16 protein-coding genes, 1 tRNA gene and 3 pseudogenes are annotated in these 21,952 nt (G+C 69.1%); 12 read left to right on the top strand and 8 right to left on the bottom strand.

Going from position 1 to position 21,952, the window contains the following annotated elements; genetic code table 11:
* Positions 1-64 precede the first annotated feature (64 nt).
* Together ACQ86G_RS09020 and ACQ86G_RS09015 are read left to right on the top strand one after the other, a co-directional pair.
* On the top strand, positions 65-931 hold the full coding sequence (locus ACQ86G_RS09020) for a GNAT family N-acetyltransferase (RefSeq protein WP_431260263.1): 867 nt from the start codon (positions 65-67) through the stop codon (positions 929-931).
* A gap of 167 nt (positions 932-1,098) precedes the next feature.
* Complete coding sequence (locus tag ACQ86G_RS09015; protein WP_431260262.1) at positions 1,099-3,987, top strand: M16 family metallopeptidase; 2,889 nt, start codon at positions 1,099-1,101, stop codon at positions 3,985-3,987.
* A 167-nt stretch (positions 3,988-4,154) separates the two neighbouring features.
* Here the strand turns inward: ACQ86G_RS09015 and ACQ86G_RS09010 are convergent, their stop codons facing one another.
* Positions 4,155-6,545 (bottom strand): M56 family metallopeptidase, encoded by a 2,391-nt coding sequence (locus ACQ86G_RS09010; RefSeq protein WP_431260261.1) that lies wholly within the window; start codon positions 6,543-6,545, stop codon positions 4,155-4,157.
* The gene (locus ACQ86G_RS09005) at positions 6,538-6,948 is read right to left on the bottom strand and encodes a BlaI/MecI/CopY family transcriptional regulator (protein WP_431260260.1); all 411 of its coding nucleotides are present in this window, start codon (positions 6,946-6,948) and stop codon (positions 6,538-6,540) included. Before ACQ86G_RS09005 ends, ACQ86G_RS09010 begins: the two co-directional genes overlap by 8 nt.
* Positions 6,949-7,184: 236 nt before the next feature.
* Between ACQ86G_RS09005 and ACQ86G_RS09000 the strand changes: the two genes are divergently transcribed.
* On the top strand, positions 7,185-8,459 hold the full coding sequence (locus ACQ86G_RS09000; protein ID WP_431260259.1) for a glutamate-5-semialdehyde dehydrogenase: 1,275 nt from the start codon (positions 7,185-7,187) through the stop codon (positions 8,457-8,459).
* Positions 8,460-8,540: 81 nt separating this feature from the next.
* Here ACQ86G_RS09000 and ACQ86G_RS08995 read toward each other — a convergent pair whose 3' ends face one another.
* A complete protein-coding gene (locus ACQ86G_RS08995; RefSeq protein ID WP_431260258.1) occupies positions 8,541-10,043 on the bottom strand; it encodes a DUF4139 domain-containing protein in 1,503 nt (500 codons plus the stop codon).
* A 224-nt stretch (positions 10,044-10,267) separates the two neighbouring features.
* On the opposite strand from ACQ86G_RS08995, the gene queC reads away from it, so the two are divergent.
* Positions 10,268-11,032: a 7-cyano-7-deazaguanine synthase QueC gene (gene queC, locus ACQ86G_RS08990; RefSeq protein ID WP_431260257.1), complete on the top strand. Its 765-nt coding sequence runs from the start codon at positions 10,268-10,270 to the stop codon at positions 11,030-11,032.
* A 22-nt stretch (positions 11,033-11,054) separates the two neighbouring features.
* Positions 11,055-11,615 (top strand): LemA family protein, encoded by a 561-nt coding sequence (locus ACQ86G_RS08985; RefSeq protein ID WP_431260256.1) that lies wholly within the window; start codon positions 11,055-11,057, stop codon positions 11,613-11,615.
* 54 nt (positions 11,616-11,669) lie between these two features.
* Here the strand turns inward: ACQ86G_RS08985 and folE are convergent, their stop codons facing one another.
* Positions 11,670-12,389, bottom strand: a complete 720-nt coding sequence (gene folE / locus ACQ86G_RS08980) for a GTP cyclohydrolase I (protein ID WP_431260255.1) — start codon at positions 12,387-12,389, stop codon at positions 11,670-11,672.
* A gap of 164 nt (positions 12,390-12,553) precedes the next feature.
* On the opposite strand from folE, the pseudogene rsmB reads away from it, so the two are divergent.
* The 6 genes and pseudogenes from rsmB to ACQ86G_RS08950 all read left to right on the top strand — a co-directional run bounded on the left by rsmB (position 12,554) and on the right by ACQ86G_RS08950 (position 17,840).
* Positions 12,554-13,944, top strand: a pseudogene (gene rsmB, locus ACQ86G_RS08975) (16S rRNA (cytosine(967)-C(5))-methyltransferase RsmB).
* A gap of 29 nt (positions 13,945-13,973) precedes the next feature.
* The gene (locus ACQ86G_RS08970) at positions 13,974-14,588 is read left to right on the top strand and encodes a DUF4390 domain-containing protein (RefSeq protein WP_431260254.1); all 615 of its coding nucleotides are present in this window, start codon (positions 13,974-13,976) and stop codon (positions 14,586-14,588) included.
* 115 nt (positions 14,589-14,703) lie between these two features.
* Entirely contained in the window at positions 14,704-16,956 is a 2,253-nt protein-coding gene (locus ACQ86G_RS08965) for an ATP-binding protein (protein ID WP_431260253.1), read from the top strand.
* 6 nt (positions 16,957-16,962) lie between these two features.
* Positions 16,963-17,244: pseudogene (locus tag ACQ86G_RS08960) on the top strand (response regulator); the annotation flags it as partial.
* A 261-nt stretch (positions 17,245-17,505) separates the two neighbouring features.
* Positions 17,506-17,691: pseudogene (locus ACQ86G_RS08955) on the top strand (helix-turn-helix domain-containing protein); the annotation flags it as partial.
* A 73-nt stretch (positions 17,692-17,764) separates the two neighbouring features.
* Positions 17,765-17,840, top strand: a tRNA-Phe gene (locus tag ACQ86G_RS08950).
* A 69-nt stretch (positions 17,841-17,909) separates the two neighbouring features.
* On the opposite strand, the gene ACQ86G_RS08945 is transcribed toward ACQ86G_RS08950, so the two are convergent.
* The 4 genes from ACQ86G_RS08945 to ACQ86G_RS08930 form a co-directional block, all read right to left on the bottom strand.
* Positions 17,910-18,347, bottom strand: coding sequence for a group I truncated hemoglobin (locus ACQ86G_RS08945; protein WP_431260252.1), 438 nt, complete (start codon positions 18,345-18,347; stop codon positions 17,910-17,912).
* Between the two features lie 53 nt (positions 18,348-18,400).
* Complete coding sequence (locus ACQ86G_RS08940) at positions 18,401-19,285, bottom strand: DUF3034 family protein (protein WP_431260251.1); 885 nt, start codon at positions 19,283-19,285, stop codon at positions 18,401-18,403.
* The gene (locus ACQ86G_RS08935; protein ID WP_431260250.1) at positions 19,285-19,704 is read right to left on the bottom strand and encodes a VOC family protein; all 420 of its coding nucleotides are present in this window, start codon (positions 19,702-19,704) and stop codon (positions 19,285-19,287) included. Before ACQ86G_RS08935 ends, ACQ86G_RS08940 begins: the two co-directional genes overlap by 1 nt.
* Positions 19,705-19,886: 182 nt before the next feature.
* Positions 19,887-20,768 (bottom strand): ferritin-like domain-containing protein, encoded by an 882-nt coding sequence (locus ACQ86G_RS08930; RefSeq protein WP_431260249.1) that lies wholly within the window; start codon positions 20,766-20,768, stop codon positions 19,887-19,889.
* 182 nt (positions 20,769-20,950) lie between these two features.
* Between ACQ86G_RS08930 and ACQ86G_RS08925 the strand changes: the two genes are divergently transcribed.
* Complete coding sequence (locus ACQ86G_RS08925; protein ID WP_431260248.1) at positions 20,951-21,571, top strand: glutathione peroxidase; 621 nt, start codon at positions 20,951-20,953, stop codon at positions 21,569-21,571.
* Positions 21,572-21,952 lie beyond the last annotated feature (381 nt).

The following is a 21,952-nucleotide window of genomic DNA, read 5'->3' as shown; positions in this document are numbered from 1 at the left end:
GCCTCCGCTGCCGGTCGCCGCTTCCTGACGCAAGAACCGACCCACGGACGACCGCAAGGACCACATGACGGCATCGACGACCCCTTCCAGCGCGGCATCCACGTTCGCCTTCGTCCGTGGCGACGAAGTCGCGCCGGAGATCCTCCACGCCGCGTTCACCGGCGCGTTCGCCGATTACCTGATCGGCCCGTTCCAGATCCCGTTCGCTCAGTGGCCGATGTTCCTCGCGCGCCAGGGCGTCGATCTGCCGCTGTCGCGTGTCGCGCTCGACGCGAGCGGCGCGCCGCTGGCGTTCGCGTTCGTCGCGCCGCGGCCGGCGTCCGACCGCTGGCGCCTCGCGACCATGGGTGCCCTGCCCGCCGCGCGGGGTACCGGCGCGGCACCCGCGCTGCTCGACGATGTCATCGCCCGCACAGCCGCTGCCGGCATGCGGGCCGTGGAGCTCGAAGTCTTCGCGCAGAACGAGCGCGCGCGACGCCTGTATGAGGGACGCGGTTTCCGGAAGCAGCACGACCTTTTCGGCTTCGTGGCCGAGCCCGGCACGATCGCGCCATCGACGGGCGGCGCGCTCCACGCGATCGACATGCCGCATCTGCTGGGCTGGCTGGAAGCCGCCGAGTCCCGCATCCCCGACCTGCCGCTGCAGGTCACCGCGGCCACGATCCGGCATGGCATCGACTATCACGGCTGGCAGACCGCCGACAGCCAGATCGTCTTCAGCCTCCCCGACGAGACCATCATGGTCCACAGCTTCATCGCCCCGCGAGAGGTCGACGCCCGCGCGCTGATCCAGGCCCTCGCCGCCGTGTACCCTGAGCGCCGCCTGCGCGTGCCGCAGTTGCAGCGCGAAGACCTCGGCGGTGCCACACTGCGCGCGCTGGGCGCCGTACCGCTGCCGCTCCACCAGCAGCTGATGCTGCGCCCGCTTTGACAACGGCGGTCTGACCGGGCCTCGTCTGGACGAGGCCCTGACGTGGCTCCAGCCACCCCGCTGGTTCCAACTCGCCGAACCTTGATCTTTCAGAGTTCCGGCACTTGTGACGGTGGCCCGCTTTGGTTAGCGTGCACCGCACCAACATAGAAGGGAAGCGTCCCACCATGCGATTCATGCCCGCGGCACCCGCCGCCATCACCCTGGCCGTCCTGACCGCCCTCGGCGGTACCGCCGTCACCTCCGCGGCCCTGGCCGCGCCGGCCGCGGCCGGCACCAGCGCCGTCTCCACCGTCGGCGGCACGCTCAACGTGAAGCTGGAGAAGGTGAAGCTGGCCAACGGCTTCGAGGTGATCCTGGTCGAGGACCACCGCCTGCCGCTGGTGGCCTTCAACCTGTGGGTGCACGCCGGCCCGCGCAACGAGGCCCCGGGCCAGACCGGCTTCGCGCATCTGTTCGAGCACCTGATGTTCGCCGGCACCCGCCACATCCCGCGCGGCTCGGCCGACAAGATCATCGACGCCGCCGGCGGCACCGATTCCAACGGCTCGACCGACTTCGACCGCACGAACTACTTCTTCACGCTGCCGTCCAACCAGCTCGAACTGGGCCTGTGGCTGAAGTCGGACATGCTGGGCTACATGATCGACGAGGTCGATTCGGTGTCGCTGGCCAACCAGCAGGACGTCGTGCGCAACGAGCGCCGCCAGTCCGTCGAGAACCGTCCCTACGGCATCGTCGAGGAAGCGCTGTACCAGGCGCTGTTCCCCGAAGGCCATCCGTACCGCGCCACGGTGATCGGCTCGCACGCCGACATCCAGTCGATCAAGCTGAACGACGTCAAGGCCTTCGCCCGCAGCTACTACCGCCCGAACAACGCGACCCTGGTGCTGGCCGGCGACTTCGATCCCGCGCAGGCCAAGCAGCTGGTCCAGAAGTACTTCGGCCCGTTGAAGGCCGGCGACCCGGTGCCGCCGGTCAACGTCCCGCAGCCGAAGCTGACCGAGGAGAAGCGCGTCGAGGTCACCGACCGCATCGAGCTCCCGCGCCTGGACATCGCCTGGCACACCCCGGCCGTGTTCCAGCCCGGCGACGCCGAGCTGGACCTGGCCTCGCACGTGCTGGGCGGCGGCAAGTCCAGCCGCCTCTACAAGACGCTGGTCTACGACAAGCAGCTGGCGCAGTCGGTGCAGGTGCAGCAGTACTCGCTGTCGCTGGGCTCGGTGTTCTCGGTCGAGGTGATCGCGCGTCCGGGCAAGTCGCTGGACGAGATCCAGAAGATCGTCGACGACGCGGTCGCGGAGCTGTCCCTCAATCCGCCCACGCCCGAAGAGATGGCGCGTGCCCGTGCCGCCATCGAGACCGGCACGCTGGCGCGGCTGGAGAAGGTCCAGGCCCTCGCGGACCAGATCAACTACTACAACCAGCAAGCCGGTGACCCGAACTACATCGGCAAGGACCTGGCGCGCTACCAGGCGATCACGCCGGAGAAGATCCGCGACGTCGTCGCGCAGCAGCTGAAGAAGAACGCCCGCGTCGTCGTGCTGGCGACGCCGGGCGAGCAGAAGCTGGCGCCGGAAGTGCCGACCCCGCCGGTGCCCGAGAAGGCGGCCAAGGGCGAACGCGAGTCGATGAATCCCGACGTCGCCTGGCGCAAGGCGCAACCCAAGGGCGGCAAGGCCAAGGCCTCGGTGCTGCCGGAAGGCAAGCGGCTGACGCTGGCCAACGGGCTGACGCTGATCCACGTGCCGAACCCGGGCCTGCCGCTGGTGAGCGCGACGCTGGTCGTGCGCGCCGGCCAGACGGCCAATCCGACGGACCGTCCGGGGCTGTCGAGCTTCACCGCCGGCATCCTGCAGCAGGGCACGCAGACCCGCACCGCGCAGCAGATCGCCGACGAGGCCGCCGCGCTGGGCGCGGCGATCAGCACCGGCGCGGGCCGCGACGAGGCCCGCATCGAGGCGAGCAGCCTGAAGCGCAACTTCGCGCAGACGCTGGCACTGATGGCGGACGTGACGCTGCACCCGGCCTTCGACGCCGGCGAGATCGCGCGCCTGCAGAACCAGCGCCTGGCCGCGCTGCAGCAGCAGCGCGAGCAGGCGCCGGCGGTGGCCTCGGTCGTCGCCAACCGCGTGATCTACGGGGAAGGCCATCCGCTGGCCAAGGCCGCCATCGGCGACGAGGCCTCGATCAAGGCCACCGACGCCGCCGCGCTGCGCCAGTTCTGGTCGACGCACTACCGGCCCGACCAGGCCGCGCTGGTGGTCGCCGGCGACATCTCGGCCGACGAACTGAAGTCGCTGGCCGAGCGCCTGTTCGGCAACTGGCAGCGTCCGGCGACGACCGCCGCCGCGGTCGACACGGCCGCGCCGCAACCGGTCGCCGCCCGCGTGATCCTGGTCGACAAGCCGAATGCGCCGCAGACCGCGCTGAGCGTCGTCGCCCCCGGCCCGAAGGCGGGCACGCCGGACGCCGAGGACATCAAGGTGATGAACGCCGCGATGGGCGGTCTCTTCACGTCGCGCATCAACACGCAGCTGCGCGAGGTCAAGGGCTACACCTACGGCATCTACTCGGCCTACACGATGAACCGCGACAGCGGCCTGTTCGGCATCCGCGGCAGCGTGCGCACCGACGTCACCGGCCCGGCGCTGACCGACATGTTCAAGGAGATCGACGGCATGCGCGCCAAGCCGATGGGCGCCGACGAGCTGAACCGCGTGCGCAACGCGCAGCTGCTGGCGCTGCCGGGCCTGTTCGACACCAACCGCGTCGTGGCCTCGAGCTATGCCAGCGAGTGGGCGGTCGGCGCGCCGGCGGACAGCATCACCTCGCTGCCGCGCAAGTACGGCGCCGTGAACGCGAGCAGCGCCTACAAGGCGACGAAGACCTACGTCGATCCCGCGGCACTGATCGTCGTGGCCGTCGGCGACAAGGCGAAGGTGCTGCCGCAGCTGGAGGCCTTCGGTCGCAAGCCCCTGGAGATCCGCGACCTGCAAGGCGCGCCGGTCGATGTGACCGCGCCGGCGACGCCGGCCTCGGCCGCGAAGCCGTGATGGGCCGGCAACTCCCGCGCTGACACCGCGCGGGCACCAACGACAACGGGCGCCTCGGCGCCCGTTGTCCGTTGCGCCGCCGAATCGCCCAGCGGCCCCGCCATCCAGCGGACAGACGCGTCAGCGGCAGGAAAGCGACTTAGAACAGCAGCACCTCGGGATGGGAGTCAGGACGGCGCCAGATGATCGATCGCCGCCTCCACGCGGCCGCGGTCGTGCGTGCTCAGCCCGCGCGCGGCCTGCCGGTACTGCGCCAGCACCTCCGGCTCGGCCGGCAGATGCGCCGCCAGCGCGATCAGCATTTCGGCGCGGTCGAAGCCCGCGCTCATGCTGCCCGTGGCCCGCAGCACCTGCAGCGCAACCTCGCGATCGACCTCGCGATCGACCCCGGTCTCGTCCATCAACGCGATCAACGCGGAACGACGGTCGAAGTCGCCCGAGATGGCCCGCACCGCATCGACATACGACGCGGCGTAGGTCGCCGCGTCCCCACCCATCCGATGCGCTGCCGCCGTGAGCACGGTGCGGCGATCGAAGTCGCCCCCGATCATGCCGGTCGCGGCGATCGCGGTGCGCAGGCGCTCCGGCGTGGCCTCGTGGTCCTCGTCGATCAGCGCGACGATCGCGAGGCGCTTGTCGACGTCGCCGTCGAAGCCACCCACCGCCTGCTGCCACGCGGTCATCACGGCGGCATCGTCGGCCAGTTGGGGCGACAACGCCGACAGCACCAGGCGACGATCGACATCGCCCTTGAGCGTCGGGACCAGTTCCAGCAACTCGCGCTGCGCCCCCGACGCGAGCGTCCGATGCTCGATCAGCGCAACGAATGCCGTGCGACGCTGGAAGTCGTCCCTCATCCCGCCGGCCAGCGCGATCAACTGCGACACGGTGTCGTCGCTCTGCGGGTCGCTGTCGAGCAGCGCCTCGATGCGGCTGCGGCACACCCTCGCCTCCTGCGCGTTGCCGATGTCCGCCAGCGCCGCCTCGGTGCCACCCTGGCGCAGCAGGCGCGCCACGCGCGGTCCGCTGCCCTGGGCGCTCTCGGCGATCAGGCCGATCTGGCCGCTGATCCACGCCTGCGCATGGGCATCGATCGGCGTCATCTCGCCGTCCAGCCAGAAACGGCGCACCTGCCCGCCCTTGCCGTCGGCGGTGATCTCGACCCGGCGCGTCACGCCGTCGGCCCGTTCCATGATCGACAGCGTGTCGGCCAGCGAGACGACGTCGGTCTCGTCGCCGTTGAACTCGAGATCGCCCGCGTAGTTCACACGGCGTTCGACCCCGTCGCCGATCGTGACCTGCCGCGTGACCTTCATGCCGCTGAACGCCGACGAGAACGCGCCGCTGACGCCGCTCAGGTCGACGTTGAGCCGGGGCGCCTTGCCGATGACCAGCATCGGCACGGCCAGCGCGACGGCGCACAGGCCACCGGCGATCAGCACACGGCCGAGGCGGCGGCGGCCGGGCGTGGTGCCCGCCGTCGGCGAGCCTTCGAGCAGCGCATCCATCCGTGCCATCAGCGGCGACCGGGCGGCCGCCATGGCGCTGGCCAGCGCGGGCATCGGGCGGGCACCGCGTCGGTCGTCGGCCGCGACCGTCGCGGCGGCCATGTCGCGGGCGCAGACGTAGAGTCCCTCGGCCAGCGGCATGGCGCCAGCCTCCGCAGCGGCCCAGGCATCGCAAGCCAGTTCGGCGAGCAGGTCCAGCCGGCGCATCGCCAGGCGGTTCAACGGCTGCAGCCAGCCGAGTTGCGACACCAGCCGGGCTGCCAGGCGCCAGGCCGGGTCCCGCCGACGCAGGTGGGCGATCTCATGCGCGAGGACCGCCACGCGCTGCTGGCCGTCAAGCCTGCGCATCAGGCGTTGAGGCAGGCAGACCTGCCCGCCGGGTGCGACCAGGGGACTGGCCCATTGCGGGCTCAGGCGAAGCGTCGGCGTGCGCACACCGGCGATGGCGGCGAGTTCCGTCGCGGCCCGGCCGAGTTCGGCGTCGTCGCAGATCAGGAGCGCGCGCACCTGCCGGCGCAACGCCAGCCAGCGGAACAAGGTCAACCCGATGCCGGAAAGCGCGACCAGAGGCCAGGACAGCAGCAGCGCGGCGAAGCCGTCGCGCAGGAATTCGCGACGCCGGACCATCGACTCATCGCCGATGTCGACCGCGTGATCGGTGACGACGACCCGTTGAGCGGCCGGACGCTCGAAGGGCCATGACGTGTCGGAAGGAAGCGGCGTCCCGGTCGGCGACTGCGCGGAAGGCGCCTCGCGCTCGACGCCCGACGACGGCACGGGGCCCGAGGCCACCTCGATTCGCCCGCCTTGACCGGTGCCGCCCTGTCCGGATGCGGACGCCCAGACATCGGGCAGCGCGATCCGCGTGACCTGCGTCAGCGGCTGCACGCTCGCCGTCAGCACGGCGCCGAAAAAGGCGGCCCGCCAGAGCGCCTCGCGCCATGTCGGATGCTTCAGCCAGCCCGCGCGTTCGAGCGCCCAGACGCCGCCCAGCAGCACCGTGCTGTGCAACAGGTAGTTCAACAGCCAGCCGGTCAAGGCTTCAATCATGGCGGCCTCCCTTGCTCTTCAGCAACGCGCGCATCCTGGCGAGGTCATCGTCGCCGAGTCCGCCTTCCGCGACCAGATGGCTCAGCAGCGCTTCGGGCTTGCCGCCGAAGAGCGTGCTCAGCAGCCCCGACACCATCGATCGCTGCACCTCCGGCTCGCTGACCGCGGCGCGATAGACCAGCGCGCGACCGTCGCGCTCGCTGGCGATCAGGCCGCGTTTCTCCAGGCGCGTCAGCAGCGTGGCCACCGTCGTGTGTGCGAGCGGGCGCTGCTGGTCGCGCAGCGCTTCCGCCACCTCGGCCGTGCTGGCCTGCCCGCGCGCCCACAGCACGCGCATCAGCGCCAGCTGCAGCTCGCTGAGCGACACGTCGCCTTTGCCGTCGTCGTTGATCGACTCGTCCATCGTCGGATCCCGTATTTCTACACCTGTCGTACTACAACTGTAGAAGATCGAACGACGCCACGGCAAGCGCCGGGCTCCTGGGACAAACCCTCGCCCCGCCGCCCCCTCCATCGATGTGCCGGGACATGGGTGACAGTCGTGCCAGGACAGGGGTGACACCGCGAAGGCTCTCCTTGCGGCTTTCGATGGCCCCGGCGCGGCGGCGGGAGCGGGGCATCGGTCAGAATCCAAGACCTATGACCGACCTCAGCGCCTACATGACCGGCGTCGGCGAGGCGGCCCGCGCGGCCGCGACGCTGATGGCCGCCGCCCCGACCGCCGCCCGCAACCTCGCCTTGACGGCCCTCGCGCGCCGCCTGCGCGAGGCCGGCCCGGCGCTCGCGACCGAGAACGAACGCGACCTCGCCGCGGCGACCGCCGCCGGCCTGGAAGCACCGATGGTCGACCGCCTGCGCCTGACCGCCAAGGTGCTGGCCACCGTCGCCGAAGGCTGCGACCAGATCGCGGCCATGCCCGACCCCATCGGCGAGATCACCGGCATGAAGCGCCGACCGACCGGCATCAGCGTCGGCCAGATGCGCGTGCCGCTGGGCGTGTTCGGCATGATCTACGAAAGCCGCCCCAACGTGACCATCGAGGCCGCCTCGCTGGCGATCAAGAGCGGCAACGCCTGCATCCTGCGCGGCGGCTCCGAGGCGCTGCACAGCAACCTGGCGCTCGCCGCGCTGGTGGCGGACAGCCTCGAGGAAGCCGGGCTGCCGCGCGACGCGGTGCAGCTGATCAACACGACCGACCGCGCCGCGGTAGGCCTGCTGATCACGATGCCCGCCCACGTCGACGTCATCATCCCGCGCGGCGGCAAGGGCCTGATCGAGCGCATCAGCCGCGAGGCGCGCGTGCCGGTGATCAAGCACCTGGACGGCAACTGCCACAGCTACGTCGACGCCGAGGTCGACCTGGACCTGGCGGTGACCGTCGTCGACAACGCGAAGACGCAGAAGTACAGCCCCTGCAACGCGACCGAATCGCTGCTGGTCCATGCGAAGCAGGCGGCGGATTTCCTGCCCCGCATCGGCATGGTGTTCGCGGCCAAGGGCGTGGAGATGCGCGGCTGCGAACGCACGCTGGCGTTGCTGGAAGCGGTGCCGCGCGACCTCCTCAAGCCCGCGACGCCCGAGGACTGGGACACCGAGTACCTGGCGCCCATCATCAGCATCAAGGTGGTGGACTCGCTCGACGAGGCCATCGCCCACGTCAACCGGCATGGCTCGCACCACACCGACGCGATCCTGACGACCAACCACGTCAGCGCGATGCGCTTCCTGCGCGAGGTCGATTCGGCCAGCGTGATGGTCAACGCCAGCACCCGCTTCGCCGACGGCTTCGAATACGGCCTGGGCGCCGAGATCGGCATCTCCACCGACAAGTTCCACGCCCGCGGCCCGGTGGGCCTCGAAGGCCTGACGTCGATGAAGTGGGTGGTGCTCGGTCAGGGCGAGATCAGGGGCTGATCCCGCCCGGGCCTTCAACGTCGCTGCGCGCCAACGCCAGCGTCAGCACGCTGCACGGGCCTTTGGCGGGCCCGGGATCGTTCAAGGCATGCCGGACACCGCGGCGTCCTTCGGCACGCTGATCTTGTAGACCGCCTGGAAGCGCTGCGTCTGGTTCGGCGCCAGCGGCAGCTCCCACATCTGGATGCCGGGCTGGTCGCGCCAGCCGGCCTTCGTGACCGGCGGCGTGAACTGCGACTGGACACGGATGTCCTCGTGCTCCGGCACCGGCGCGGCCTCCAGGACCTGGAGCGTCACCGGGCGGCCGCGCAGGTTCTCCACCTGCCACTGCCGGGTCACCACGACCTCGCGGCGCGCGCCGATGAAGCCGCTGTTGGCGCCGTCGCGCTTGTCCGGCTCGACGCGCACGCGCAGACGCTCGTCGGTGCCGAAGGGCAACGTCCAGGTGGTCTCGGTGCCGAACTGCAGCAGGGTCTCGCCGATCATCGCGTTGTCGCGGAAGAGCTGCACCGGCCCCGACGGCCAGGACCCTTGCGGGCGCGGCAGCTCGGCGATCAGGTAGGCGGCTTCCGCGGTCCGGGGCTGGACGCGGGCCAGCAGCCGCGGCTCGGCCGCGATGCGGCCCAGCGTGACCGTCGACATCGCGCCGTCCGCGCGCAGCGTGACACGCTGCGGCAGGTCGTATTCAGCACCGAATTCGCCTTCGAAGACGCTCGGATCGAACTGCACCTGCGGCGCGACGGCCGAGCCGGTGACCTGGATCCTCGCCAGATCCACCACCGGCGCGGGCACCATGGCCGGCTTCGGCGCGAGCATGACTCGCGACCGGGCGTCGCGTTCCGCCATCTCGGCGAACCGTTCCCGCGCCATCGCCAGCGTCCAGGGCTCGATCGGCGCGGACGACACGGTCTGGCGCGGCGGCACGGTCGACAGCTTCAGCTTCACGTCGATCCAATCCTCGCCGCTGCTCTGCGCGATCTGCGCGAGGCGCTCGATCGAGAGCGCGCTGGTCGCCGTGTCCAGCCGCGCCCGGTACTGCGGTTGCCAGCCGGCGGTCGGCACGCGGTAGGACAGTCCGATGTCGGCGCCCTGCGCCGTCGACAGCCGCAGGGTCACGACCGACACCGTGGACGAAGCGGTCGGCGCCTCAGCCTTCGCGGCCGTGAGATCGTTGCCGAGATCAGCCAGGCGCTCCTTCAGCGCCTGCTTCTTCACGGTGAGGTCCTGCGCGCTGCGGCGCAGTGTGTCGAGGCTCGCCGCCAGCGCGGGCCCGGGCCGGGCCTCGCGGTCCGACAGGCCCTTCAGGTAGCCGAGTGCGAGGTCGACGCCGGCGATCTCCGCCTCGACGGCGGTGCGTTGCTGTTCGATCTCGCGGACGCGCGGATCGCGCTGGCGACATTCGGGCAGCGTGTCGCGCGCGGCACGCTCGATCTTGAGCTCGCCCAGGTTGACGCCGCTCGGCGCCTGCACCTGCAGCGCGTCCCGCTCCAATCCGGCGGGCAGGCAGGCGAAGCGCGCCTGGCTCGCACCCGCCGGCACGCGCAGCGTGCGATCGACCTGGGCGCCGCCCGGATACAGCAGCACCTGGGCGATCGCGGACGCGGTTTGAGAGGACGCTCCGGCGGATGGTCCTGTCGCCGCGGCGGACGGAATGGTGAACGCGGCCGTGACTGCGGCGATGGCGCCCCCATGAACACTCGTTGCATTGCTTTTTCCTCCTTGAGGCGGACGACGCTATCACGGTGCTGGCACACTTCCGGCCTGCCGCTTTCCCCGACAACCGCGGGTCCCCTGCCCGCCATCTCCCCATGTCCGACGCCGCCACCGCCCCGATCCCCGCCGTCCACGCCTCGCGCCGCAAGGCGCTGGTGCTGTTCTCCGGCGGCCAGGACTCCACCGCCTGCCTGGCCTGGGCGCTGGACCGTTTCGCCGAGGTCGAGACCCTGGGTTTCGACTACGGCCAGCGGCACCGCATCGAGCTCGACTGCCGCCAGACCGTGCGCGCGCAGATCGCCGCGCAGTTCCCGCAATGGGCGGCCAAGCTCGGCGAGGACCACCTGCTGGACCTGAGCCTGCTCGGCCAGATCTCCGACACCGCGCTGACGCAGGAACGCGCGATCGAGCTGCAGGCCAACGGCCTGCCGAACACCTTCGTGCCCGGCCGCAACCTGCTGTTCCTGACCTTCGCCGCGACGCTGGCCTACCGGCGCGGCGCGTCGGTGCTGGTCGGCGGCATGTGCGAGACGGACTTCTCCGGCTACCCGGACTGCCGCGACAACACGCTCAAGGCGCTGCAGGTCGCGCTGAGCCTGGGGCTGGACACACCGATGACGCTGGACACGCCGCTGATGTTCCTGACGAAGGCGCAGACCTGGGCGCTGACGGAGTCGCTCGGCGGCGAGGCGTTCAACGAGCTGATCATCGAGCACACCCACACCTGCTACCTCGGCGAGCGCAAGACCCGGCACGCCTGGGGCTGGGGCTGCGGCCACTGCCCGGCTTGCGAGCTGCGCGCCAAGGGCTGGAACGAGTTCCAGCTCGGCAAGCCGGCCGGCCCGGTCGGGGCGCCCTGAGCACCGCGACGCGGACGACGCCATGAACGACGTGACCGGATGGCACTTGAACTGGTGGCTGTGGGGCCTCGCCGCCGTGCTGGCGTTCTGGAGCATCGGCGCCTACAACCGCGTGATGCTGCTGCGCAACGAGATCGGCAAGGCCTTCGCGCAGCTGGATGACGCGCTGACGCGCCGCTTCGCCCACGGCGACCTGCTGCTGGAGCGCCTGCGCGACCGGCTGCCGAGCGAGCAGGCCAGCCTCGATGCGCTGGCCGCCGCGCAGGCGGAAGCGAAGGCCGCGACGCAGGCGGTGCGGACCCGGCCGTACGCGGCCGACCCGGTGGCGCAACTGGCGATCGCCGCGGCCGTGCACGGCGCCGCGCTGACGCGGATGGTGTCGCTGGTCGAGCACCACGCGGAACTGAACATCGATCCGGACCTGGGCGGCGCCGTCGACGAACTCAAGATGATCGACCGGCAGCGCGCGTTCTCGCGGCAGGTCTTCAACCAGGCGGTCGACGCCTACAACGCGGCGATCCGGCAGTTCCCGACCCGCGTGCTGATGAGCTTCGTCGGTTTCAGCGAGGCACGCAGCCTCTGAGCGGAAACGACAAGGGCCCGTCAGGCGGGCCCTTTCCATCGGTCGCGGGAGCGCTCAGCCCTTCTTGTTCTTCATCAGCGCCAGGAACTCCGCGCGCAGCGTCGCATCCTTCAGGAAGGAGCCGCGCATGACGCTGTTGGTCATCGTCGAGTCCATGTCCTTGACGCCGCGCCAGTGCATGCAGAAGTGGTCCGCATCCATCACGATCGCGAGACCATCCGGCTTGACGCGGTCCTGGAGCTCGTTGGCCAGCATCACGACCGCCTCTTCCTGGATCTGCGGGCGGCTCATGATCCACTCGGTCAGGCGCACGTACTTGGACAGGCCGATCAGGTTCGAATGCTCGCTCGGCAGCAGGCCGATCCACACCTTGCCGATGATCGGGCACAGGTGGTGCGAGCAGGCACTGCGCACGGTGATCGGGCCGACGATCATCAGCTCGTTCAGGCGCTCGGCGTTGGGGAACTCGGTCACCGGCGGCGGCGGCGCGTAGCGGCCGGCGAAGACCTCCTTCACGAACATCTTCGCCACGCGCTTGGCCGTCTCCTGCGTGTTGTGATCGCTGACGGTGTCGATCACCAGCGACTGCAGCACCTCGTGCATCCGCGCCTGCACCTCGGCCTGCAGCTGGTCCAGTTCGCCGGCCTCGATGAATTCCGCGATGTTGTCGTTGGCGTGGTGGCGCTTGCCAGCCTTCACCAGCCGGTAGCGGATGCGGTCCGAGGCCGGCAGCGCGGCCAGTTCTTCGGGGCTCAGGATCAGGGTGCTCGTCATGGGCAGGATTGTCGCGGCTTCCGAATGGGATGGCGAAAGCTAGGTGCTTCACTGCGGGTTGCCAAGCGCGGGCACTCCACGGTGCAGGGGGCATCGCGTCCGCGAACCCCCAGCACCATTCCGGCCCCACAAGCGCTCGCTGCCATCGCCACTAAACTCCACCGGTGTCTGCCCCCTCCCCAAAGAATCCCTCCGCCGGCGGTGCGCCGCCGCTCCATCGCTTGCTGGCCAGCGCCGCCGATGCGGTCCAGGCCGTACGCGACGGCCACTCGCTGACCGAGTGGCTCGCACGTTGCCCCGCCGACATCCGCCCCGGCGTGCAGGCACTCAGCTTCACCGTGCTGCGACGCCTCGGCGCCGCCCAGGTGGTGCGTGCCGCTCTCGCTCCCAAGAATCCCCCGCCACGCGTGGATGCCCTGCTGGTGACGGCGCTGGCGCTGCTGTGGCCGGGCGAAGCCGCCTACACGGATCACACGCTCGTCGACCAGGCCGTGCATGCCGTGCGTCAGCGCGCGCCCAACAGCGCAGGCTTCGTCAACGCGGTACTGCGACGTTTCCTGCGTGAGCGGGAGGCGCTGGTCGCCGCCGCCGAAGCGGATCCCGTCGCCCGCTTCAACCATCCGCGCTGGTGGCAGGACCGCCTGCGCACCGACTGGCCTGCCGAGTGGCAAGGCCTGCTTCAAGCCAATCAGCAGAAGCCGCCGATGACGTTGCGGGTCAATCCGGCGCATGACGACCTGCCGGGTTACCTCGCCCGCCTGCGCGAAGCGGGTATCGCCGCTCACCCGGCCGGCGCGCTGTTCCCGCAGGCGGTCGTGCTCGACGAGCCGCGTCCGGTCCAGGCCCTGCCCGGGTTCGACAGCGGACATGCGTCGGTCCAGGATGCGTCGGCGCAACTGGCCGCCCCGCTCCTATTGGGTCACCGGCAGCCGCAAGACCTGTCCCCGGGCGAGGCATGGCCGGCACTCGGCGAAGGCGCGCGCGTGCTCGACGCCTGCGCCGCCCCCGGAGGAAGACCGCCCACCTGCAGGAACTCGCCGGCAACCGCCTCGATCTGCTGGCATTGGACGCCGATGCCAAACGGCTGGACCGGGTGAGCCAGAACCTGCAGCGGCTGAAGCTCGAGGGCGCCGTGCGCGCCGCCGATGCCCGCGACACCGCCGCCTGGTGGGATGGCCGCCCCTTCGACGCCATCCTGCTGGACGCGCCGTGCAGCGCGTCGGGGATCGTGCGCCGGCATCCGGACGTGCGCTGGCTGCGCCGGCCCGACGACATCCCGTCGCTCGCACGGATCCAGGCCGAGCTGCTCGAGGCGCTGTGGCCCTTGCTCAAGTCCGGCGGCCGGCTGCTTTACGCGACCTGCTCGGTCTTCAAGGCGGAAGGCCAGGACCAGATCGACGCGTTTTTGCAACGCCATGGCGATGCGCGGTCACGTCAGTTCGACCAGGGGGCCGGGCATCTGCTGCCGCTCGCGGACAATGGTCCGCAGGACTCCGCCTCCGGCGCGCCGGCCGTCACCGACGGCTTCTATTACGCGCTGCTGCAGAAGACCTGACCCGAGAACTTCCCCCTGAATCCGCCCGCGTGTCCCCGCCGTCCCGTTCCGTTCCGCTGCGTTCCTGGTGGCAGCGCCTGACCCTGGTCGGCGCGCTGCTGGCGCTGCACGGCTGGGCGCTGGCCCAGGGCGTGGCGCTGCAGGTGCTGAACGCGGAGCGCGTCGAGGACGGACTGGCCGTCAGCTTCAGCACCCGCTTCGAGCTGCCCCGGCAGGCCGAGGAGGCCCTGCTCAAGGGCGTGGCGGTGTATTTCGTCGCCGAGGTCCAGGTCTTGCGCAACCGCTGGTACTGGCGCGATGCCCGCGTCGCCCAGGCCACCCGGACCTGGCGCCTGACCTGGCAGCCGCTGACACGCCAGTACCGCGTGAGCACCGGCGGCCTGCACCAGAGCTTCGACACGCTGGGCGAGGCGATCGCGTCGCTGCGCGGCGTGTCCGGATGGCGCGTCGCCGAGACCAAGGACATCGAGGACGACGGCCGCTATTACCTGGAGTTCAGCTACAAGCTGGACACCGCGCAACTCCCGAGACCGATGCAGATCGGCCTGGGCGGCAATCAGGGCTGGGCGCTGAGCGTGGACCGCAATCTCACACTGTCGCTGGAGGCACCATCCACGCCGCCGCCGAACCGACCGCAGCCTTGAGCGCGCGGACCCCACCTCCTTGACCTGCCTGGCCCACGTCCCTGTGCATCCGCCGCGTCTTCGTCGCCTCTTCGCCGCTCCTCCGATCCCCCTGATTCAGCAAGGACCCTGACCCGTGACCAAGTCGGCGCGCCTGGCGTGGTTGATCTCCGTGACCGCGATCGCGGGCGCCTGCGGCATGCTGGTGTTCCTGCTGTCCATCAGCACGACCGCGCAGCGCGGCTTCCTGGAGCGCCACTTCATCTGGCTGTTCTGGGTCAACGTGGCCGTCGCCACCGCGCTGATCATCGTCATCGGCGTCGCCGGGACGCGGCTCGCGCTGCGGGTGAAGCGCGGACGCTTCGGCAGCCGCCTGCTGCTCAAGCTCGCCGGGATCTTCGCGATCGTCGGCGTGGTGCCGGGCCTGCTGATCTACACGGTGTCCTTCCAGTTCGTGAACCGGAGCATCGAGAGCCTGTTCGACCAGCGCCTCGCCAGTGCGCTGGAGGCGGGCCTGGCACTGGGCCAGGACACGCTCGAGAACCTGCGCACGGAACAGACCACGCGAACCCGCGCCGCCGCCGAACGCTGGGAGGACGGTGCGCTGGCGCCGCTCGCACTGGAGCGCCTGCGCGACCAGATGGGCGCGCGCAGCGTCGCGCTGGTCGCGGGCAACGGCCAGGTCATGTTGTCCGCCGGCGGCGAGTCGAGCGAGATCCCCGCCCGCCCCAGTGCCGCGCTGATTTCGCAGGCACGCAGCAATGGCATCGCCTCGCGGCTGGAGGGGCTGGAGGACGAGCAGGCGGCGATGCAGGGCGACGCACGCATCCGCTCGCTGGCGCTGTTGCCGAGCAGCGCGCTGCAGCTGACCAACAGCGACCGCTACCTGATGGTCGTCAAGCAGATTTCCGGCAAGGTGATCAGCAATGCGCTGAACGTGTCCGCGGCCAACCAGGAGTACCTGCAGCGCTCGCTGCTGCGCGACGGCCTGCGGCGCATGTACCTGAACACGTTGACGCTGGTGCTGATCCTGGCGGTGTTCGCGGCGCTGCTGCTGGCGGTGGCGCTGTCCAACCAGCTGGTGCAACCGCTGCTGCTGCTGGCCGAGGGCATGCGCGAGGTCGCGACCGGCGACCTGAAGGCCAAGCCGGTGTTCCGCTCGCGCGACGAGCTCGGCGGGCTGACGCGGTCGTTCGCGGACATGACGCAGCAGCTGGCCGATGCGCGCGCGCTGGTCGAGCTCAGCGTGACGCAGCTGGAGCGTGCGCGCACGCATGTGCAGACCATCCTCGACAACCTCACGGCCGGCGTGATCGTGTTCGATGCCGAGCGCCGCATCGAGACCGTCAACCCCGGCGCGACGCGCATCCTGAAGCTGCCGCTGTCGGCCTATGTGGGCCGGCCGCTGGAGGATCTGCCGGTGCTGGCCGCCTTCGGCAAGGACATCTGGCAGCGTTTCGAGCTGCAGAGCAGCCCGGAAGCCGGCGAGCGCGAGCACTGGCAGGATTCGTTCGAGCTGCAGCTCGACGAGAAGACCGCGCTGACGCTGCTGGTGCGCGGCGCGCTGCTGCCGCAGGACGCGCGGCTGCTGGTGTTCGACGACATCAGCGAGGTCGTGTCGGCGCAGCGCTCCGCGGCGTGGAGCGAGGTGGCGCGGCGGCTCGCGCACGAGATCAAGAACCCGCTGACGCCAATCCAGCTGTCGGCGGAGCGCCTGCAGTTCAAGCTCGAATCCAAGCTCGAAGGCAATGACCAGGCGATGCTGGTGCGATCGGTGGGCACCATCGTCAACCAGGTGCAGGCGATGAAGCAGCTGGTCAATGAATTCCGGGACTATGCTCGGCTTCCGGCGGCCAAGCTCGCGCCGCTGGACCTGAACGGGCTGGTCGCCGAAGTGCTGACGCTGTACGCCGAAGCGCAGGAGGCCGGCCAATTGAATGCGGACCTGGCGACCGATCCGCCGCTGATGCTGGGCGACGCACCACAACTGAGACAGGTGATCCACAACCTCGTGCAGAACGCGCTGGACGCGGTCAGCCATCGTCCGGACGGTCACGTGACGGTGCGGACCCAGAAGGCGTTGACGGAGTCCGGCGAGCTGCGGGCGCTGCGGCTGGTGATCGTCGACAACGGGCCAGGTTTTGCCGAGAACGTGTTGAAGCGCGCCTTCGAGCCTTACGTCACGACCAAGACGAAGGGCACGGGGCTGGGGCTCGCGGTGGTGAAGAAAATCGCCGATGAGCACGGTGCGCGGATCCGCTTGGTGAATCTCCCAGCGTCCGGCGGTGCCGATCAGCCGCCGAGTGGCGCACAAGTTTCGTTATCATTTTCAAAACTCGCGACTGCACCGAGCCCTGCGCAGGACGCGCCTCGGCCGCGTGAACAGTAGGCATACATGGCAACCATTCTTGTTGTTGACGACGAACTGGGCATCCGGGCCCTCTTGTCCGAAATCCTCTCCGACGAGGGGCACACCATCGAACTCGCACAGAACGCCCAGCAGGCGAGGGCGAGCCGCGAGCGGGCGCGCCCGGACCTGGTCCTGCTGGACATCTGGATGCCGGACGTCGACGGCATCACGCTGCTCAAGGAGTGGGGCAGCACCGGGCAGCTGACGATGCCGGTCATCATGATGAGCGGCCACGGCACGATCGACACGGCGGTCGAAGCGACCAAGTTCGGCGCGATGGCCTTCCTGGAGAAGCCGATCACCTTGCAGAAGCTGCTGCGCGCGGTCGAGCAGGCACTGGTGAAGACCACGCCGCGGCCGGCGCCACCGGCGGCGCCGGTGATCGGGACGGTGATCGGCAACAGCTACCCGCGTCCCGAGACGCTGCCGCCCCTCTCGACGGGCACCTTGCCCGTCCAGACGGCGGGCCTCGCCCCGGTGACGCCGCTGCCGCACCAGGGCCTGGCATCGGAACAGGTCTTCGAACTCGACCGTCCGCTGCGCGAGGCACGCGATGCGTTCGAGAAGAGCTACTTCGAATTCCATCTGGCCAAGGAGAACGGCTCGATGACCCGCGTTGCCGAGAAGACCGGCCTGGAACGCACCCACCTGTACCGAAAGCTCAAGCAACTCGGCGTCGATTTGTCGAGAAACAAGCGCGGCAGCGGAATTTAGTGCTATAGTCGCTGTCTTCGTTGTTCGGCACAGGACGCAAGACCTGGAACAACGGAGCGAGACCCAGTCTCACGGCCAAGTAGCTCAGTTGGTAGAGCAGCGGATTGAAAATCCGCGTGTCGGTGGTTCGATTCCGCCCTTGGCCACCAGATTCAAGAAAGCCCGGCTCTGCCGGGCTTTCTGCTTTCTGTCGATCCGTCGTCGACGGTCGTCGCCCATCACCGCGTGATGATGTCCCGATGCATCGGCGCCAGCAGCGCCAGCAAGCGGTTCTGCACCGTGAACGGCACCTTCTGGTCGTCCATGGCGAACTGCAGATCCTCGACCAGCGCATTGAAGTCGGCCTTGTCCAGCGCCAGGTGCGCATGGGACTTCACCATCGTCTCGCCGTCGTAGGCACACGGGCCGCCGCTGAGCTGACAGAACTGCTTGCGGATCGATTCCTTCAGCGCTTTCGGATTGACGCCGTCGAACTTCTTCTTGATCCGGTCGTCCGCATAGGCGCGATCGATCATGCCGTCGACGATGCGCGCGATGCCCTCCTCGCCGCCGAGCGAGCGGTAGAGCGCGTCGTCCGCCGCGTTGGCATGGTGGACACCCACGCCAAGCAGCAGCGCCAGCGCGCCGGCCGTCCAGATCCTTCGAGCAGATCGCATCGTCCAGGCCTCCTCGTCGATTCGTCGTGACGGCGCCAGCACCGCGCCGGGGATCAGTACGCGAACTGGATCGACCCGTAGACCCCGCGCTGACGGCGCGGCTGGATGCCGGGCACCACGCGTCCCAGGTCCACATACGCCGCCGTCAGCGAGACATGCTTGTTCGGCGCCCAGGCGACGAACACGTCCTTCCAGTCGTCCTCACGCAACCCGTCGCCGAGGACGGACGGGTTGAGCTTGTCGGGCTTCATCCGGTACTCCGCGCCGATCGCCCATTCCTTGTTGATCAGGTACGCGACCGAGATCTCAGGCATCAGCGAATACCGACTGCTGGCCGTGCCGCCGAAGCCCAGCAGGCCGTTCTGATTGGCCCGCGTCGCGCGCAGCGTCAAGTTCACCAAGGTGCTTTGCGCAAGGAACAGCTTGGTGGCGCTCAGGTACACATCCACGCCGTTGCGCTTGGCGCCGAGCGCGCCCAGCGTCGGCGCAAGACCGCCGGCGTCGAGGTGCTTGTACTCGACCCCCAGCGCGATCTGCGGCATCCAGGTGTCGGCATCCAGTACGGCGTCACCGCCCAGCCGGACCTTCGCGCCGAGGATCGTCTGCTTCAGGCGGAGCCCCGGCAGCCCCAGCGCCGCGCCGGTGCCGCCAGCGCTGAAGTCCTGCTTCGCGAGAGACAGCTCGGCACGCTCGCCGAAGGCCACGGAGGCGCCGTAGCCGGACAGGCTGTAGTCCTGCACCGGCAGGCGCGTGAAGTAGGCCGTGGCGCCGATCTGGCCGCTGGTGGCATAGCTGCCGGTCAGCGCCCACGGGGTCAGGCCGCCACCGGCCGCGCCGTCGATGCTGCTCACACCGCCGGTCAGCAGCAGCTTGCCCTGCGCCTGCGCGGCACAGGCCAGCGGCACGGCCAGCAACAGGGGGGCAAGCGCTCGAATCATTACCAGGCGCCCGTGTTGGCCATCGAGATCCACGGCTCGGCCGGCGGCAGCGCCGGGCCGTCCTGCAGCAGTTCGACGGAGATGTTGTCGGGCGAACGCACGAAGGCCATGCGGCCATCACGCGGCGGGCGGTTGATCGTCACGCCGGCGTCCATCAGGCGCTGGCAGGCCGCGTAGATGTCCGGGACCGCATAGGCGACATGGCCGAAGTTGCGACCGCCCGTGTAGGCCTCGGGATCCCAGTTGTAGGTGAGTTCGATCTGGGCATCCTCGTCGCCGGGCGCGGCGAGGTAGACCAGCGTGAAGCGACCCGCCTCGTGCTCGCTGCGGCGCACTTCCAGCAGCCCCAGCGCGTCGCGATAGAACTTCATGGAGGCTTCGATGTCGGTCACGCGGACCATGGTGTGCAGATACTTCATGAGCGTTCGGCGGATGGCTTTGGAACAAGAGGAAAGAGGAATGACGCATTGTGGCCGTCTCCGGCTCCGCGCGCATGTCCCGGGGCCATGTGCGAGTGCCGCGCCCTCCTGCGGACGGAAAAGAAAAGGCCCGCATCAGCGGGCCTTCTTGCGATCGTCGTGCGATCGGGATGAGCGCGGGGTCAGGTCGCCTGCGGCGCGGCGTCGCCGGCCTGCGCCTGCTGCGCCGCCTGGGCCAGGCGCTGCGTCAGTTCCTTGCGGAAGCGGTTCAGCTCCTGGACGCTGGCGAAGCTGCGCTCCATCAGCAGGCTCATGTTGTGCAGGATGCGCTCGACCACCTTGTTCTCCCACACGGTGTCGAACTGGATCTGCTTGTCCAGCCAGCGCTCCAGCCATTCCGGATCGGGCAGGCGGCTCTGGATGGTGTCGCGCGGGAACAGCTTGGCATTCACATGCAGGTTGGTCGGGTGCAGCGCCTGCGCCGTGCGGCGTGCGGAAGCCATCAGCACGCCGACCTTCGCGAACGCGGCCTTCGCCTCGTCGCCGAACTTGGTCATCGCGCGCTTCATGTAGCGCAGGTAGGCGCCACCGTGGCGGGCCTCGTCACGCGACAGGGTCTCGTAGATCGCCTTGATGACCGGCTCGGTGTGCCATTCGGCGGCGCGGCGGTACCAGTGGTTCAGGCGGATCTCGCCGCAGAAGTGCAGCATCAACGTTTCCAGCGCCGGCGCCGGGTCGAACTCGAAACGCACCTCGTGCAACTCGGCTTCGGTCGGCACCATGTCGGGACGGAAGCGGCGCAGATATTCCATCAGCACCAGCGAATGCTTCTGCTCCTCGAAGAACCAGACGCTCATGAACGCCGAGAAGTCGCTGTCGTCCTTGTTGTCGCGCAGGAACATCTCGGTCGCAGGCAGGGCGGACCACTCGGTGATCGCGTTCATCTTGATCGTGCGCGCCTGGTCGTCAGTCAGCTTGGACGCGTCGAACTTGTCCCACGGGATATCCGTGTCCATGTTCCAGCGCACGGCCTCGAGTTGCTTGAAGAGTTCGGGATAAAGCATCTGTCTGCGTCCTGTTAAGCGCGGCGGATTCTACCGGTCGCACCATGACATTCCCTTACGCCATCGGCCCGTGGGGCGATCTGGCCTAATCGCGCTTCCAATGAACCTGATGCCGCGTTCGCTTCTCCCGCAGCACCGCGGCCTCCGGCCATCCGGATTTACCGATCCCAGGAGACAACGACATGACCCCGTCCTTCGGCCCCTTCCTCCGGCGAACCGCGCTCCTGCTGGCGGTGCTCGTGGCACCGTTCGCCGCGACCTCCGCTCACGCCGCCCCCGCAGCGGAAACCGCCGCCGCGTCCACCGCATCCTGCCCTGAACTGCTCAATCGTCAAATGCCCCGTCTGCAGGATGAAAAGCCTCAGGCGCTCTGCCAGTACGCCGGCAAGGTCGTGCTGGTGGTCAACACGGCCAGCTTCTGCGGCTACACGCCGCAGTACAAGGCACTGGAAGCGCTCTCGGCGCGCTATGCGGACAAGGGCCTGGTGGTGCTCGGTTTTCCGTCTGGTGACTTCGGCAACCAGGAGTACGGCAGCAACAAGGAAATCGCCGAGTTCTGCGAGAACACGTTCAACGTGAAGTTCCCGATGTTCAGCAAGAGCAACGTCGCCGCCGGAAAGGCCGACCTGAACCCGCTGTTCGCGGACCTGGCCAAGCGCACGGGCCAGTCGCCGAAGTGGAACTTCCACAAGTACCTGATCTCGCGCGACGGCAAGCAGGTCATGAGCTTCGCGTCCGGCGTGAGCCCGGACAGCACCCAGTTCACCCAGGCGGTGGAAAAGCTGGTCGCACAAGCGCAGTGAACATCACGTCCCCAGGATGAATCGAAAAACCTGATCCTGATCGTCGAATCCGCTTGAAGAAGCTGATCAAAAGGCGCGGGATTGGGCAATCGGTGCGCCTGTGGCGAGGGGTCGTCATCACCCTGAAAACTGTCCCGGCTAGGCGGGACAGCGGTGACAGTTGCTCACCTATTCGTTCATCGGTGGGATGACATCGACCGCGATGCGCTGCACCATGACGACTCGTTCAACACATCGCTGAGGACAGACATCAACGCCGACAGCCGGTAGCAGCGCTCCCTTTGAGGACGCTTAAACGGGCCGGAAGGCGCAGCAGTCTGGGAGGACATTCCGGGTTTCCACCGATCCCGGCAGCGATGGGAGTACAGTCAACGCATCCAC

The sequence above is a fragment of the Roseateles chitinivorans genome, assembly GCF_050632145.1.
GTDB lineage: Bacteria > Pseudomonadota > Gammaproteobacteria > Burkholderiales > Burkholderiaceae_C > Roseateles > Roseateles chitinivorans_B.
Note: the sequence above shows the minus strand (reverse complement) of the source record. Positions and strands in the feature narration are given on the sequence as shown.

Excerpts from the sequence above, each read along its gene's own strand:
- folE (WP_431260255.1), bottom strand. The coding sequence starts at position 12,389 with ATGACGAGCACCCTGATCCTGAGCCCCGAAGAACTGGCCGCGCTGCCG.
- queC (WP_431260257.1), top strand. The coding sequence starts at position 10,268 with ATGTCCGACGCCGCCACCGCCCCGATCCCCGCCGTCCACGCCTCGCGC.
- ACQ86G_RS08925 (WP_431260248.1), top strand. The coding sequence starts at position 20,951 with ATGACCCCGTCCTTCGGCCCCTTCCTCCGGCGAACCGCGCTCCTGCTG.
- ACQ86G_RS08985 (WP_431260256.1), top strand. The coding sequence starts at position 11,055 with ATGAACGACGTGACCGGATGGCACTTGAACTGGTGGCTGTGGGGCCTC.
- ACQ86G_RS08930 (WP_431260249.1), bottom strand. The coding sequence starts at position 20,768 with ATGCTTTATCCCGAACTCTTCAAGCAACTCGAGGCCGTGCGCTGGAAC.
- ACQ86G_RS08940 (WP_431260251.1), bottom strand. The coding sequence starts at position 19,285 with ATGATTCGAGCGCTTGCCCCCCTGTTGCTGGCCGTGCCGCTGGCCTGT.
- ACQ86G_RS09015 (WP_431260262.1), top strand. The coding sequence starts at position 1,099 with ATGCGATTCATGCCCGCGGCACCCGCCGCCATCACCCTGGCCGTCCTG.
- ACQ86G_RS09000 (WP_431260259.1), top strand. The coding sequence starts at position 7,185 with ATGACCGACCTCAGCGCCTACATGACCGGCGTCGGCGAGGCGGCCCGC.
- ACQ86G_RS08945 (WP_431260252.1), bottom strand. The coding sequence starts at position 18,347 with ATGCGATCTGCTCGAAGGATCTGGACGGCCGGCGCGCTGGCGCTGCTG.
- ACQ86G_RS08935 (WP_431260250.1), bottom strand. The coding sequence starts at position 19,704 with ATGAAGTATCTGCACACCATGGTCCGCGTGACCGACATCGAAGCCTCC.
- ACQ86G_RS09010 (WP_431260261.1), bottom strand. The coding sequence starts at position 6,545 with ATGATTGAAGCCTTGACCGGCTGGCTGTTGAACTACCTGTTGCACAGC.
- ACQ86G_RS09020 (WP_431260263.1), top strand. The coding sequence starts at position 65 with ATGACGGCATCGACGACCCCTTCCAGCGCGGCATCCACGTTCGCCTTC.
- ACQ86G_RS09005 (WP_431260260.1), bottom strand. The coding sequence starts at position 6,948 with ATGGACGAGTCGATCAACGACGACGGCAAAGGCGACGTGTCGCTCAGC.